The sequence below is a fragment of the Clostridium sp. CM037 genome (genome assembly GCF_055081095.1).
Window position 1 is genome coordinate 3,757,935 of record NZ_CM143650.1, and the last position, 14,596, is coordinate 3,772,530.

A 14,596-nucleotide genomic window follows, 5' to 3' on the forward strand; every position below is an offset into this window, starting at 1 on the left:
AGAACAGATTATCCAAATTTCTTTTGATAAAATAACAATACAGGTTGTTTACAAACCCAGTATAATTTTTTTATTATACTGGGCTTTTTACATGCAATTATGCGATAGCATTTTGAGTTATGGATAAATTTAAAATAACAACTATGTTCTTAGTTAGAAAATCAAAAAACCTTAAAGATAGCAGGCTAGCTATCTTTTTCATATTCTGCACTGCTGCTGTAAGCAGACACTGCTCTTGCACATTTTCTAATCCACGCATATGGCAATAGCGAAGCCCATGCAGTTGTTTTGAATCTGCGAAGCTTCGCTCTATAGTTTCTTTTCTTCTTCTATATATATTTCTGCCTTTATCTGTTCTGGTGAACTTTACAACATCTTCTTTATACGTTTCCCAAACATGTCTTCTAATAGTTTTAAACTTGCTTTTTGCAGAAAAGCATTGAGCTCTGTTTGGACATATGTCGCAATATTTTGCATTACCAACATATTCTTTATATCCTTCTCTTGTTGTTGTTTTATAATGTAAAGCCCTTAAGTCAGGGCATACGTAAATGTCCTGCTCTTTAACATATTGGAATTTATTTTTTGTGTACATTCCTTTTGTATGTGGAGACCTACGGTATCCCATTACAGATTTTAATTCCCTCTCATATAGTTTTTTACATATAAGATTTGTAGCATAACCAGCATCTGCACCAACATATTTTGTATTAAAATTAAACTTTTTTATTTGCACATCTAATCTATCGATATAAGGATCAACATCATTTATGTTTCCAGGAGTAACATACACATCAGTAACATACACATCAGTAATTATATTATGTCTGCTATCGACAGTTCTGTGATCTAAATATGAGAAGCCTTCCGGCTTGCCATCTCTCATCATATATCCACTGTCGGGGTCGGTTGTGCTAACTTTAGTTTCTTTTATTTTGGTAACAGGTTCTTTTTCTTTTAAAGGTTTTTTACCATGGTTTATTCTATCTTCTTCCACTGCTTTATTAAGTTCAGCTACATATTCTTTCGGCGTTTTTTCAACTTCAATTTTCACAAGCTTTCGCTTATTAGCATTTGCTTTTAGGTGTGTAGAATCTGTGTAAAGTATTTTACCGGTTACCATCTTAAGATTTATAGCCTTAAATACTACTTTGTCAAATATTTTTTGAAACACATCTGTACCTTTAAACCGTCTACGTCTATTTTGGCTAATTGTTGAATGATCTGGAATAGGATCAGTAAGACTTAGTCCTAGAAACCATCTATAAGCCACATTTACTTCAATGTCCTTTACAAGTTGTCGTTCAGATTTTATTCCAAATAAGTACCCAATAAACAGCATTTTAAAAAGTATAATAGGATCTACGCCAGGTCTTCCATTATCTAAGCAGTAATATTTTTTAGTCAGTTCTCTTATAAAAGAGAAATCCATGTATTTATCTATATTTCTCAGAATATGGTCTTTAGGAACTAAATCTTCTAAATACACCATTTCTAGTTTTTGTTGTGTGAAGTTCTTTTCATTAATCATAATAATGCCCTCCGAATTATAAAGTTTGTATACTATATATATTCGACATTGATGTCCTAAAATCCTTTTTGAATATGAAAAAAACACTCCAATTTTAAATTAGAGTGTTTTACATTTTATGTTTGTCAACGGTCTGAAAAAAACATGCTAATTAGCATGTTTTTTTTATCGCTACTAGGGAATGATAATATTATAGAAATTAATTTTATTAGGAGATGACAACATTGGATGCTAGTCAATTTTTAAATTATAAAAACTGGGTTGTAGTTGGGGATGTATTAAACCCTTCCAAATATGCTTATAAAATATTGAATTCCTTAAAAAAACATGGGTTTAACGCAGTGGGGGTAAATCCATCTATTGAAAATGAAGGGATTTATATCACCCTAAGTGATATACCCTACAAGGTAGAAGTTTTAGATTTATGCATTAATCCATATAAAGGTATTAAAATTCTTCATGAAGCTCATGAGTTAAAAATAGATAAAGTCCTTATTCAACCAGGAGCTGAAAGCCCTGAAATAATTAATTTTTGTAAATCAAGTGGAATGCAAGTAATAGATGGATGTGCCTTAGTAGAATTATCAAAAATATAAACCAAATAAAATCTTTACTCCCCATATACCGTTTTGTAAACTCAACATAAATAAGTTTTGCACATTTTTAGAAATATTGCAGAAATTTGCAGAATAATTATTACCAATGATAACACAATATTACAAAATAATGTATTGCTTTGTGGTATAATTAAAATATTGCGGATAGGCATTTTACCTTTATATGTAAATTGTCTAACCGGCATTGTTTTATACTATAGCGGGAGGGGAATATATGGAATTAAATACATTAGAAAGCGAGATGCTAATTGACATTTACGATGCTGATATGTTGCCAGGAATGTCATTCGAAATTGAAAATTACAATTTAACAGAAGAAGATCCAAAAGAGAAGAATCAAGAATTTGCTTCTTATTTAGGAAAATTAAAAAGGTTAGGTTTTGTAAAATATGAAGAGATAGAAGCCTTTGTAAAATGTGGAAGTCGTAGCCCTAAATATAATAATAATGTAGTTATGATTTGTGAAGATAAAATACACATTGATTCCAAAGGAATAAAATTAGTAGAGTTGTATAATTACAGTAATTCCGAAATTCAAAGAAATCTGTATAGATGTGGCTAAATGATTAGCCCAAACAGTAAGAAATGAATTATTCGCTATGATATTATTTCAATTTGAATATTTTAAAAGATCCATATACAATGCAAGTAAACATTAGAATTCCAGTAATGGGATTCTTTTTTTTATTTATATCATAAGACATATCATAATAACACTATCCTAAAGGTGTTAACATGGTATAATAAGGTATTGGTATAGTAAAAAATAATAAACAGAATGGAGTGATAAAATTGGAATTCAATTTTAATAAAGACTTAAAAGTTACTATGGAGCAGACTATTAAAAGCAGTGACACCGCAATTTCTTATGGATCTGGAAATCTAGATGTTTATGCTACTCCAGCTATGACAGCGCTTATGGAGAATGCAGCAATGAATTGTGTTCAACAAAATCTACCTGATGGTTTCACAACCGTTGGTATAGAGATTAGTGTTAAACACATAAAGGCAACACCTGTTGGCGTTAAGGTTAGAGCTGAAGCTTTATTATCAAAGGCAGAAGGCAAAAAATTGTTCTTTAAGGTGGAAGCCTATGATGATATGGGTAAAATAGGTGAAGGAATTCACATAAGGTACATAGTAAATTCTGAAGAATTCATGAAAAAAACAGCACGTTAAATCATAACCTGCGGTTCTGTTCATCATCTTCGATGCTACAATATCACAATTAAGACTGTACCTAACAGGGCAGTCTTTTGTTATGTTAAAAATTAATACTATTTTTAGATACAATAGCAATATAAAAAAGCAGTAGAACTAACTACTGCAATTTTTTAGTTTTACTATATGATTTTTGCTGGCCTTTTGTATATACCACCAGCTTAAAAAAACTGTTAAATCTCCATAATAATTGGAAGAATAATTGGCCTACGCTTTGTTTTTTCATACAAATATCGCTCTGTGGATTTTTTTATATTAGATTTTAATACATACCATTCAATAATTTTCTTGTCTAAGCACTTATTAAGCTCGACCCTAACAATTTCTTTTACTTCACTAATTAATTCATCCGATTCCTTTGCATATATAAATCCGCGAGTTATTATGTCTGGTCCCGCAATAATACTATAAGATTCACGTTCTAAAGTAACCACAACAGTGAGCATGCCATCTTCTGCTAAGTGCTTTCTATCTCTAAGCACTATGCTTCCAACATCCCCAACACCAAGTCCATCTACAAATACAGATCCAGTGTGTACCCGTCCTGTTACTTTAGCTTCATCCTTTGTAAGTTCTAAAACCTGCCCTGTTTCCATAGTAAATATATCTTTGCCTTGCATACCTAATTTTTGTGCTAACTTAGCATGGTGACTTAAATGTCTGTATTCACCATGAACTGGCATAAAATATTTAGGATGAACTAATGCGTGAATTACTTTCAATTCTTCTTGATATGCGTGACCGGATACATGCACCTCTTCTAAATCCTCATAAATTACCTCTGCCCCTTTTTTGAATAGCTCATTGATTACTCTAGATATAAGTTTCTCATTGCCCGGAATTGGAGATGCAGAAATAACAAATAAATCCTCTGGCTCAAGGGTGATTTTCCTATGAGTAGCAAAAGCCATTCTAGCAAGTCCTGCCATAGGTTCGCCCTGACTTCCGGTAGTTATTATTGTAATATTTTTATTGTGGTAATTTTGCATATCATCTATACCTATAATGTAACCTTCTGGTACATGGAGATATCCAAGTTCAATAGCTACTTGTGAGATATTGTCCATACTCCTCCCACTAAAAACAATTTTTCTACCATGTTTCACAGAGGCATCTACGATCTGCTGTATTCTATGAATGTTTGAAGCAAATGTAGCTACAATAACCCTTCCCTCCGCATTAGAAATTATTCTAGTTAGAGTCTTCCCTATAGTTTTTTCAGAAATTGTATGCCCTTCACGTTCCACATTCGTGCTATCCGCCATAAGAAGTAGCACGCCCTCTTTACCTAAATTTGAGATACGTTCAAGATCCATGACCAATCCATCAATGGGGGTATAATCAATTTTGAAATCACCAGTATGTAATATAACACCTAGTGGTGAGTGGATGGCAATAGCACAGGAGTCTGCTATGCTGTGAGTAACCCTTATGAATTCAACTTTAAGATTTTGTAGTTCTATTGTTTCTCCAGCATTTACATTGTGAAGTTCACAATTAGATAATATATTGTGCTCCTTTAGTTTATTTTCAATTATCCCTAACGTTAACCTAGTACCATAAATAGGTACATTCAATTGTTTTAGAATGTACGGAAGCGACCCTATATGATCTTCATGTCCATGAGTTAAAAAAATACCTTTTACTTTTTCTGCATTATTTTTTAAATAAGTTATATCTGGAATTACTAAATCTACACCGTACATTGCCTCATCAGGAAAGGCTATACCACAGTCTATAACAATGATTTCATCCGCATATTCAATAGCTGTTATATTCTTACCTATTTCTCCAAGGCCTCCTAAAGGAATAACCTTTATACTTTCCTCGTTTTTCACTAAATTCTCCCCTTCATTTATATCAATTATATTATTAATATTATTTTCTTTATTTTGCCTTGAATTATAAAATTAATACCTTTATGGGAGAATTTTTTTTGCTTTTTTATAATCATTTTATTTATACCAACATTGTAATTTTATTTGAACTAAACACAGAATATACATAAACATTATAGTATAATAATATTATCTATATAAAAATAGATTTCATTATATTATAAATTTTATTTTTTGGAGGTTCACCATGAAAATAGCTGTAATAGACGCACAAGGGGCAGGTCTTGGTCAAACAATCATAAAAAAAATTCGTAAAGAAATTGACCTAGATATCTATATTGTTGCACTTGGTACAAATGCATTTGCTTGTTCAAATATGGTAAGAGCTGGTGCAAATATTGGTATAAGTGGAGAGGAATCAATTTGCTCATTTTGCAAGAAAAATAAAATCGATAGTATAATCGGTCCAATTGGAATAATATGTAGTGGTGGCATTAACGGTGAAATTACCCACATGATTGCCACATCAATATTTAATATGGATTGTACTAAATATATACTTCCACTACAAAAACATGGTATTTATATACCAGGCACAAGGAATATGCAAATCAAGGATATAATTGAAGAGATTGTACTTGATATAAAAAGTAATATAAAATATCATTTTATATAAGAAGGTTTATACATAATATTTAAAATACCAGTTCTTTATCCTCTGTAATTTTAGCATCTGACTCATACAAAGACTTTATTAATTCTTGGGTTAAGACTTCTGTTGGTATTCCATAACTAACAATCTTGCCTGCTTTCATGGCATAAATTTTGTTAATCCGCTCTATTAGCTATCTAAAATTTTTATTTAATGTTTTAAGGATTTAAACCCGTATCCAAAGACTTCATAAATATTATTCACTGTTACAAAAGCATCCTTATCAACAAATTTTATGAATTTTTTAAGTGTTATAAACTCCCTTCTTCCTACTATAACCACAACAACTTCTTTACTCTCATCTGAAAAATCCCCTACTCCGTTATATACAGTAGATGTTTTATCTAGCTTTTCTCTTATATATTTTCTTATCTTATCGCTGTTATTACTTATAATTGTAACTTCTTTGCACACATTTATTCCATCTATGATGTGATCAATAAGAAAACCATTAATTATAACTCCAAGCATTGCATATAATGATAGCTTAATTCCAAAGGCAAAAACCGCCATTAAAATTATAATTAAATCACACATTAAAACTCCTTTTCCTAAATTTATATGGAAAAATTCATTTAATATCTTAGCTAATATATCTGTCCCCCCTGTTGAAGCATTTTGATTAAATACTATCGCTGTACCTATTCCCGATATTAGTATTCCAAATATAAGTTCCAGTAAAATATCTCCTGTAATTGAATTATTAATAGGTATAAACTTTTGAAATACAATTATAATACCTCCTACACCAAAGCTTGCATACACACTTTTCCCACCAAAACTCTTTCCGATAGCAATAAATGCTATTACAAACAAAATAAGGTTTATTATCATCATTATCCAACCTACGGATAACCCCCCTGTAAATTTATTTATAACTATTGCTAATCCATTCGCCCCACCTGTCGCTAAATTATTTGGCATTAAAAAGAAATATAAACCTGCTGATACCATAAACATTCCTATGTTTATAAGCGCAAATTCCTTTATCTTTGTTTGCATAATATGCCTCCTTATAATTATCAATTGTATTACCTATCCTCTATAAAATAATCATAATTTCTTTCTCAACGAAAAATTAAGCCCTTTAGCATTTATGCTAAGGGCTTGATAATAATACCAACCATATTTGTAAAAAACGCAAAATTTAAAATGCATTTTCATACAAATATACGTCACACCCCCTATCACTCGTAGCGTTCTTGGTGTATTAATAAAGGCAGGTCTTCTGACTTTGGATCACAGTCGCTTTAATCCTTCCCAGCAAAATTGTCAGTGGTATAATTTAGAGCTTCTCACCATTACAGCGGCGGGACCGTTCAGGCTTTTCACCTGGTTCCCTTTTAAATGAAATGCAAAACATCTCATACCTTTAAATTCGATATTAAATTACTTTCATTTAAAAGTTTCTTTTAATCTCTTCCATAAAACCTTTTTTAATTGAGCTTTATTTAGTAACAGAGTTTTTATTAAATTCTTCCACAATAACCCTATCGGCTTTTCTATTTCCCGTTATATTGACAATAAATTCTTTGCCTAAGTTTTTGTACATATTCATAATAATTCCCCCTTCAAACTCTAAATATTATTAACTTAATTTTAAAATTTGAGGTGGTTATAATCAAAACTCTATACCCTCTCTAGATGGTATTCCTTCGTTAAAATAATGTTTAATATCCTTCATCTCAGTTACAAGATTCGCTTTATCTATTATAGCTTTAGGTACGTCTCTCCCTGTTAAAATCAATTCTATATTAGCAGGTTTATTCTCCATTAATTCTAGTAGTTGTTCTTCACTTATTAGTTGATTGTTCAATGCTCCCATTACCTCATCCATGATAAGTATGTCGCATTTTTCTTCTTTTAATGCTTCCCTGCAAAATTCATACCCCTTTTGTACTTCTTCTTTTAATTCATTTTTTTCCTCTGCATTTAATGTCCAAAAAAAACCTCTTTTTTTCTCAAACCTAAATATATTAAAAAAGGGAGCCAATTTTTTTGCACTTTCAATTTCACCAGTTTTACTTCCCTTCAAAAACTGTACCATAAATACAGTATATCCATTTCCTGCTGCACGTACAGCTATTCCTACAGCTGCAGTCGTTTTACCCTTGCCATTCCCCGTATAAATTTGAACATATCCATTTTTTAATTTCCCCATTATATTCATTTCTCCTTGTTTTAGCATATGCATACATATGCTTTATTATCTCAGGGTTATCTTATATTTTTTTATTTCATATTGCAAATCTTGTCTTGAAATACTTAATTCTCTTGATATTTTGCTAACATTGTTTTCGTTTTTATTCAGTGTTTTTTCAATAATTCCCTTTTCAATATCAGCCATATAGCTAACCAACTCGAACTTCTTTTCTACATTTACCACCATATTTTGAAAACACCTCCCTATCTCTCGTAGAGTTAACTGTGTATAATTATAGAAAGGTATTCTATAAGGCTGGAAAATCATTATTCAGTTTTATTCCCCTGATTTTCTTTTTTAGTTCTCTCTACGAATCTTCCCAGGAAAAAGAATAGAACACCAACTCCTATACCTGTCTGTAGACAAAAGAGTAAACTCTCAATTTCGCCTGGTAATTCTCCACCAATCCAAGTTTCCATAACAGGTTCAAACCAAGGCTTATACTCGGTACCTGTAATCTCGGAAACCACTTTGCTTCCTGCATCATCTGAGCCACCAAATTCAGCACCCTTTAACGTGAATAATGGTATAATGGCAATCACTGCAGCAATAATTAATAAAATGATAACCTTTTTTTTCGTCTTTACCATTAATTTTCGCCTCCCTTTAGGAATCCAAGTTCTGTTAATTCGGATTTTGCATATGTTTCAAGACCCATAATGATGACAACGGTCAGAATACCCTCGATAATTGCCAGCGGAAGCTGTGTCGGTGCAAATACTGCAAGGAACTTGACTACAGATGCTGCGATACCACCGTTTGCAGACGGATACGCAAGTGCAAGTTCAAAACTTGTTACACAATAGGTTAATAAGTCACCGATTGATGCTGCCAGAAAAATACCTACATATTTATTGACTTTGAGCTTCTGGCATGATTTGTAGATTACATAAGTAATAAGCGGTCCTGCAATAGCCATAGAAAACGTATTAGCACCAAGAGTGGTCAGTCCGCCATGAGCAAGCAAAATTGACTGAAAAAGTAGTACAATAATCCCCAGGATGCTGACTGCCATTGGTCCGAATAGGATTGCACCAAGTCCGGTACCAGTCATATGTGAGCAACTTCCTGTTACTGACGGAATTTTTAAAGATGAAAGCACAAAAATGAATGCGCCTGACATAGCAAGAATAGTGATGGATTTACGGTTCTTAGCTAATGTTTTCTTAATTGATAAGTAACCTGCTACCAAGAATGGAACGCATATAACACCCCATATAATACAGAATTTTGGTGGAAGGTATCCTTCCATGATGTGCATTGCGTTTGCTGCCGGAGCTACCCCGAGAATTAATGCGAAAGCAATCGCAATAAAGACAATTTTCTTTTCTTTCTGATTCATTTTTTTCCTCCTCTATTGTTTTTAATTTATATTAATCTAAGCTAACCTGCCTAGAAAATCCAACTATTTTTCAAACATTTCCTTAAATTCTTGCGTACTTTTCGGATAGGCACTAGTATCTTCCAGCAGATGTTTTTCTACAAGCAATTCATATATCTCCATCACGGTTGGCTGTTTTAGATTTGCTTGTTTTAAAATTTCTGTGTTTTGGAAAATTTCTAATGGTGTTCCATCTGCGATAATTTTTCCTTGGCAGAATACAAGGACTCGCTCCGCCCATCGATATGCGAAATCTACATCATGGGTGGAAATGAGCATTGTCTTGCCCTCCGAACCAAGCTTATCCAAAACTTCTTCTAGTATCAGTACATTTAAAGGATCAAGTGATGCAGTCGGTTCATCAAAGATAATGATTTCTGATTTCATAGCAATTATGCCCGCAATGGTGACTCGCTTCTTTTCACCGCCACTCAAATAGTGTGGCGGACGATCCTTGAAATCTGATATGTTCATGTATGCCAGTGCTTCCTCAACTCGCTTGAGTACTTCCTCTCTTGGAAGCTTTAAATTCATTGGCCCGAATCCAACTTCTGCCCTAACTGTAGATGCGATTATTTGATTGTCCGCATCTTGAAAAACAATCCCGATATTTTTTCTAAGTCCTTTTAAATTCTTCTTATTAACGACAGTACCCCGGTAAATTATTTTTCCCTGTTCAGGTGTAAATACACCGTTTATGTTCAAGAAAAATGTAGATTTTCCGGATCCATTAGAACCAATAACAGCGATTTTCTCACCTTCATTGATATCCACACTTACGCCGTCCAATGCAGACTTGCCATTTCCGTAGACGTAGTATAGATCTTCGACCTTCAATATTGATTTCCCCATAATCGCTCCTTTCTATCTTGTAACGCCCCATATCAGAATCAAAAAACTTATAAATGCTACCGCAGAGGCAATCTGTATTGTCTCTACCTTTTTATCTTCCTCCAAAAATATAAGATCCCCATCATAGCATCTGGCCTCCATTGCATCATAATAATCGTTTGCCTTTTTCAACGAAATAACCAGCATATTGCTTGCAATGCTTCCAAATGTATAGCATGAAGTCTTAAAATCACAGTAGCCCTGACGGGATTCTGCGGAATTTTTCATTTTAGTATAGACATCCATTAAAATGAAAATATAACGGTAAATGAGGTTCATCAGCTCTACAATAAGCTTTGGAACATGTGCCTTTCGAAGCACATATATAATCTCGGAGGACGGAGTTGACAGTGTCATCATTTGTAGGGCACTGATAGCTGCAAAAACTTTCAGAATCAAAAATGCCACTTCCTTAAGCTTTGCCTGAGAAGTAAACACATAGCAGAAGCCAAGATACAGGTTATACTGCCCCATTGGCTGCTTTGAAAAATCAATAGCAATTGTAAAAGTGCCAAGGAGGATAAAGATGATTGGAATCGCCAGTATTGACAAGTATTCGTTTACTGGAAGATCTCCTTTTACAATGGTCAGATAGCCCATTGCAATAATGACCACAACGGATACATAGGGATTTTCCAATACAATGCAAAGAATCAGTATCACAACAGAAAGAGATACTTTAAAAGTAGCATTCCAGTGTCTGATTTTAGAGGTATAAGCATAAAAATCAATTGAAAACCCTTCGCCGTGTTTATGTCCGGTTCCATGGTGATGATGATGATGTGTCCCATCCCCTTTTTTCCATTTGAAGAAAAAGCCCACCATTAGAAAAATGGCACATAAAATAATAATTTTTCCCATTTCACATCTCCTTTGAATTTTCACCCCATGGCAGCATTCTGGGAGATTTTAGAATAATAAAAATAGATGAAGCATAGTAAACAATTACACCTACAATCTGATTTAAAAATCTAAGGCCAGATAATGTAACTATAATCGCATTGAAGCACCCGGCGAAAACGATGATATTCTACCTAATGATGTTTAGGTTCGTTTTGACAATTTGTAGTATAGGCCTGTCTACAAAACAAAAAGCCTTCTAACTAAAGCGTTAGAAGGAAACGATTCAAAAATATGCTTAATCATATAAAATCAACAAACAAATTTTCATTATAAAGCCCTCTCTATCACTCGTAGAGTTTGTAGTGCGAAAATATGGGCCGGTATTCTGACTCAAGAATCATTATTTAAGCGCGCCTTCCCCGTTTTCGAGTGGCATAATGCACTTAAATTCATCTATTACAGCTACGAGATAGTTCAGGATTTTAACCTGATTCCCTTTTAATTAATTTAAACCTATATTTTATTATTTAATTTTTATAGTTCTTTCACACATGTACTCATTATATAGTAGCCTTATTATTACAAAAAATCAACTACTTTAGTTGTAAAAAGATAATATTTTTCAAATTTTCACAAAATAATACATTATACTATTTTCTCAAATTAATGCTACAGTAAAAAAAGGGACCCACTAGGGGACCCTATACGTACTTTCTCATGTGCTTTAATGCAGTTTTTTCCAGTCTAGAAACTTGAGCTTGGGATATACCTATTTCACCTGCTACTTCCATTTGAGTTCTTCCATCGAAGAACCTTAAATTTAAGATTAACTTTTCTCTAACATTTAATTTTTTCATTGCCTCTTTAATCGATATATTTTCAAGCCAATTATCATCTAAATTTTTGGTGTCACTTATTTGATCCATTACATAAATTTCATCTCCACCAGCGTGATAAATAGGTTCAAATAAAGATACAGGATTTTGTATAGCATCTAAAGCAAACACTACATCTTCCCTTGGTAATTCTAATTCTTTTGCTATTTCAGCTACAGTAGGCTCTTTATTGTCTTGATTCACCAATCTGTCCCTAACTTGTAATGCTTTATATGCAATATCCCTTAATGATCTACTAACTCTTATTGAGTTATTATCTCTTAAATATCTTCTTATTTCCCCAATAATCATAGGAACTGCATATGTTGAAAATCTAACATTTAGACTTAGATCAAAATTATCAATGGACTTCATTAAACCAATACAGCCTACTTGAAATAAATCATCTACGTTTTCTCCTCGATTATTAAAGTGCTTTATCACACTTAAAACCAATCTTAAATTTCCTTTAATAAATTTTTCTCTACACTCATACTCACCATTTTGTATCCTAAATAGTAGCTCTTTCATTTCCTTTTCTTTTAGTACGGGTAATTTTGAAGTATCTACACCACATATTTCTACTTTATTGAATACCATAAGGTCATCATTCCCTTCAGAGTAATTGCTTCTAAATTATGTCCTTATGGTTTGCTTTTTATACTACAGACAACCTTTAACATCTGAAAGGGTATTTTTATTTTAATCTTAATAATAGATTCATTAAAAATGTATCGCAATTTCTTTAATCCCGCCCATAACATTCCTACATATTAATTAAACTTATTTAAGCTATCTATTAATTCATTAAAATTCTTTTTAGCTACTATTTCTCTATTCTTAAAATCGCCCATTTTTTGTTTATTAAATTTTTCACTTTTATCCAGGTTTACTAGTTCCTCTTTTACAGTTTCTCTAAGCCTTGGAATAATATTTATTATTTTTTTTATTCCATAAATATATTCATCATCATAAAGCTTGAAACATTCAAATAAACCTGATATAAGTCTCCCATCTGAAAATATGTAAATATATCTATCACTCATTTCATCAGATAAATCGACTTCAATTTTATGCTTATACAGCCTAAAGAAAACATCATCTTTCTCAATGAAAACAGGAAATATCATAGAAAAAAGCACCTCTATTTCTTCTTCTTGCTCAACCAATCCTGAAAAATCGCTTTCATTAAGTTTTTTAACTATTTCATCTGTAAAAATATATTTCCTTATTTCTTTTCCCAATTTACTCCTTAGTTTTTGCTCTTTTTCATCGGATAATAAATTGTCTATTGAATCAATTAATTTATTTAGTGGACCTTTAATCTCATTTTTTTTCATAATGAAAAAACCTCCTTAATAATACATACACTACATATATAAACTTAATTTAATCGAAGCCAAAATGTAGCGTATTCCAAGAAATTATTTTAAAATTTCAAGAAACATATTCCATAAAAGAGGATATAAAAGGACAGCTACAATTCCTGAAATAGCCATAGTTATGCCACTCATCGCTCCCTCAGTTTCTCCTATTTCCATAGCCCTCGCTGTTCCCAGTGCATGAGAAGATGCTCCCATAGCAATCCCTAAGGCAACTTTATCATTAACTTTTAAAATTTTATATAAAAATGGTCCAACAATTGAGCCTACAACACCTGTCATTATTATAGCTACAACTGTGATTGAGGAAAGTCCCCCTAACTGATTTGACAATGCTATTCCTATAGGTGTTGTTATAGACTTAGGTATTAAAGATTCAATAAGTACATCGGAAATTCCAAATAATTTCGAAAGGAATACTACACATACAATACCAGAAATCGCACCACTGAAAATCCCTACAAGTATTGGAATAGCATTTTTTTTAAATAAAGAGAATTTCTTATACATAGGCAAAGCTAATGCCACTGTGGCAGGAAATAAAAAAAATGAAATTATTTTACCTCCGTTATTGTAGTCTTCATATTTAATATGTAGCTTTGTCAAAAAAAATATTAATATAATAATGGCTATCAAAAGTGGATTAAAAATTGAAAGTCTGCCTTTCTTCTTTATGTAAATCCCAATTTCATAAGCAATAAGGGATATTATTACACCAAAAACTGGTGAAGTAATTAAATCATTCATATAAACGTCCTTTCCTTAAAAATTTAACTACGAGCGCTGTTACAATCCAAACTAAACATGTGGAAAGAACAACTATAACGATAAATGGTATCCATTTTCCTTTTAACACACCAAATGCTGTCATTAGACCTACTCCAGCAGGAATAAAGAAAAAAGACATATTTGATAAAAGGAACTCACAAACTTCTTCTATCATTTCAACCTTAACTATACCTATTTGCAACCCCAAAAACAGTAAAATAAGTCCAATAACCGCTCCCGGAATCGGTAATTTAAACATAAGTTGCAATATAGTTCCAACAATATACGGAATCAAAATAATCATTAATTGTCTTAAGTACTTCATTGTTTCACC

Annotated in this window: 17 protein-coding genes and 2 riboswitches; of the genes, 4 read left to right on the top strand and 13 right to left on the bottom strand. The window is 32.3% G+C overall.

Features of this window, described 5'->3' with window-relative positions; genetic code table 11:
* Nucleotides 1–97: 97 nt before the first annotated feature.
* Nucleotides 98–1,531 carry an IS1182 family transposase gene (locus ACWJKP_RS18015; protein WP_462961339.1) on the bottom strand — a complete coding sequence of 478 codons (1,434 nt, stop codon included), beginning with the start codon at nt 1,529–1,531 and terminating at the stop codon, nt 98–100.
* A gap of 224 nt (nt 1,532–1,755) precedes the next feature.
* Here ACWJKP_RS18015 and ACWJKP_RS18020 point away from each other — a divergent pair, with 224 nt between their 5' ends.
* The 3 genes from ACWJKP_RS18020 to ACWJKP_RS18030 all read left to right on the top strand — a co-directional run bounded on the left by ACWJKP_RS18020 (nt 1,756) and on the right by ACWJKP_RS18030 (nt 3,327).
* Nucleotides 1,756–2,127: a CoA-binding protein gene (locus ACWJKP_RS18020; protein ID WP_165413372.1), complete on the top strand. Its 372-nt coding sequence runs from the start codon at nt 1,756–1,758 to the stop codon at nt 2,125–2,127.
* A 235-nt stretch (nt 2,128–2,362) separates the two neighbouring features.
* Nucleotides 2,363–2,710 (top strand): hypothetical protein, encoded by a 348-nt coding sequence (locus ACWJKP_RS18025; RefSeq protein WP_165413371.1) that lies wholly within the window; start codon nt 2,363–2,365, stop codon nt 2,708–2,710.
* A gap of 230 nt (nt 2,711–2,940) precedes the next feature.
* Nucleotides 2,941–3,327 carry a thioesterase family protein gene (locus tag ACWJKP_RS18030; RefSeq protein WP_462961340.1) on the top strand — a complete coding sequence of 129 codons (387 nt, stop codon included), beginning with the start codon at nt 2,941–2,943 and terminating at the stop codon, nt 3,325–3,327.
* A 215-nt stretch (nt 3,328–3,542) separates the two neighbouring features.
* On the opposite strand, the gene ACWJKP_RS18035 is transcribed toward ACWJKP_RS18030, so the two are convergent.
* Nucleotides 3,543–5,207, bottom strand: a complete 1,665-nt coding sequence (locus ACWJKP_RS18035; RefSeq protein WP_165413370.1) for a ribonuclease J — start codon at nt 5,205–5,207, stop codon at nt 3,543–3,545.
* Between the two features lie 247 nt (nt 5,208–5,454).
* Here ACWJKP_RS18035 and ACWJKP_RS18040 point away from each other — a divergent pair, with 247 nt between their 5' ends.
* Entirely contained in the window at nt 5,455–5,883 is a 429-nt protein-coding gene (locus ACWJKP_RS18040; protein ID WP_165413369.1) for a DUF3842 family protein, read from the top strand.
* Nucleotides 5,884–6,069: 186 nt separating this feature from the next.
* Here ACWJKP_RS18040 and ACWJKP_RS18045 read toward each other — a convergent pair whose 3' ends face one another.
* The 11 genes from ACWJKP_RS18045 to ACWJKP_RS18095 all read right to left on the bottom strand — a co-directional run bounded on the left by ACWJKP_RS18045 (nt 6,070) and on the right by ACWJKP_RS18095 (nt 14,587).
* Complete coding sequence (locus ACWJKP_RS18045) at nt 6,070–6,921, bottom strand: YitT family protein (protein WP_165413368.1); 852 nt, start codon at nt 6,919–6,921, stop codon at nt 6,070–6,072.
* A gap of 199 nt (nt 6,922–7,120) precedes the next feature.
* A riboswitch (cobalamin riboswitch) is annotated at nt 7,121–7,308 on the bottom strand.
* 232 nt (nt 7,309–7,540) lie between these two features.
* Nucleotides 7,541–8,080 (bottom strand): cob(I)yrinic acid a,c-diamide adenosyltransferase, encoded by a 540-nt coding sequence (locus tag ACWJKP_RS18050; RefSeq protein ID WP_165413367.1) that lies wholly within the window; start codon nt 8,078–8,080, stop codon nt 7,541–7,543.
* A gap of 45 nt (nt 8,081–8,125) precedes the next feature.
* A complete protein-coding gene (locus tag ACWJKP_RS18055) occupies nt 8,126–8,308 on the bottom strand; it encodes a helix-turn-helix domain-containing protein (protein ID WP_165413366.1) in 183 nt (60 codons plus the stop codon).
* An 80-nt stretch (nt 8,309–8,388) separates the two neighbouring features.
* Nucleotides 8,389–8,712: an energy-coupling factor ABC transporter substrate-binding protein gene (locus ACWJKP_RS18060; protein ID WP_165413365.1), complete on the bottom strand. Its 324-nt coding sequence runs from the start codon at nt 8,710–8,712 to the stop codon at nt 8,389–8,391.
* Nucleotides 8,712–9,464 carry an energy-coupling factor ABC transporter permease gene (locus ACWJKP_RS18065; RefSeq protein ID WP_165413364.1) on the bottom strand — a complete coding sequence of 251 codons (753 nt, stop codon included), beginning with the start codon at nt 9,462–9,464 and terminating at the stop codon, nt 8,712–8,714. The genes ACWJKP_RS18060 and ACWJKP_RS18065 overlap by 1 nt, the downstream gene beginning before the upstream one ends.
* Before the next feature lie 63 nt (nt 9,465–9,527).
* Nucleotides 9,528–10,355 (bottom strand): energy-coupling factor ABC transporter ATP-binding protein, encoded by an 828-nt coding sequence (locus tag ACWJKP_RS18070; protein WP_165413363.1) that lies wholly within the window; start codon nt 10,353–10,355, stop codon nt 9,528–9,530.
* 12 nt (nt 10,356–10,367) lie between these two features.
* A complete protein-coding gene (gene cbiQ / locus ACWJKP_RS18075; protein WP_411955890.1) occupies nt 10,368–11,219 on the bottom strand; it encodes a cobalt ECF transporter T component CbiQ in 852 nt (283 codons plus the stop codon).
* Between the two features lie 376 nt (nt 11,220–11,595).
* Nucleotides 11,596–11,769, bottom strand: a riboswitch (cobalamin riboswitch).
* A 169-nt stretch (nt 11,770–11,938) separates the two neighbouring features.
* Nucleotides 11,939–12,712, bottom strand: a complete 774-nt coding sequence (gene sigG, locus ACWJKP_RS18080) for an RNA polymerase sporulation sigma factor SigG (RefSeq protein WP_165413361.1) — start codon at nt 12,710–12,712, stop codon at nt 11,939–11,941.
* A gap of 173 nt (nt 12,713–12,885) precedes the next feature.
* Nucleotides 12,886–13,452, bottom strand: a complete 567-nt coding sequence (locus ACWJKP_RS18085; protein ID WP_165413360.1) for a hypothetical protein — start codon at nt 13,450–13,452, stop codon at nt 12,886–12,888.
* Between the two features lie 84 nt (nt 13,453–13,536).
* Complete coding sequence (locus ACWJKP_RS18090; protein ID WP_165413359.1) at nt 13,537–14,241, bottom strand: LrgB family protein; 705 nt, start codon at nt 14,239–14,241, stop codon at nt 13,537–13,539.
* Nucleotides 14,234–14,587 carry a CidA/LrgA family protein gene (locus ACWJKP_RS18095; RefSeq protein ID WP_165413358.1) on the bottom strand — a complete coding sequence of 118 codons (354 nt, stop codon included), beginning with the start codon at nt 14,585–14,587 and terminating at the stop codon, nt 14,234–14,236. The genes ACWJKP_RS18090 and ACWJKP_RS18095 overlap by 8 nt, the downstream gene beginning before the upstream one ends.
* Nucleotides 14,588–14,596 lie beyond the last annotated feature (9 nt).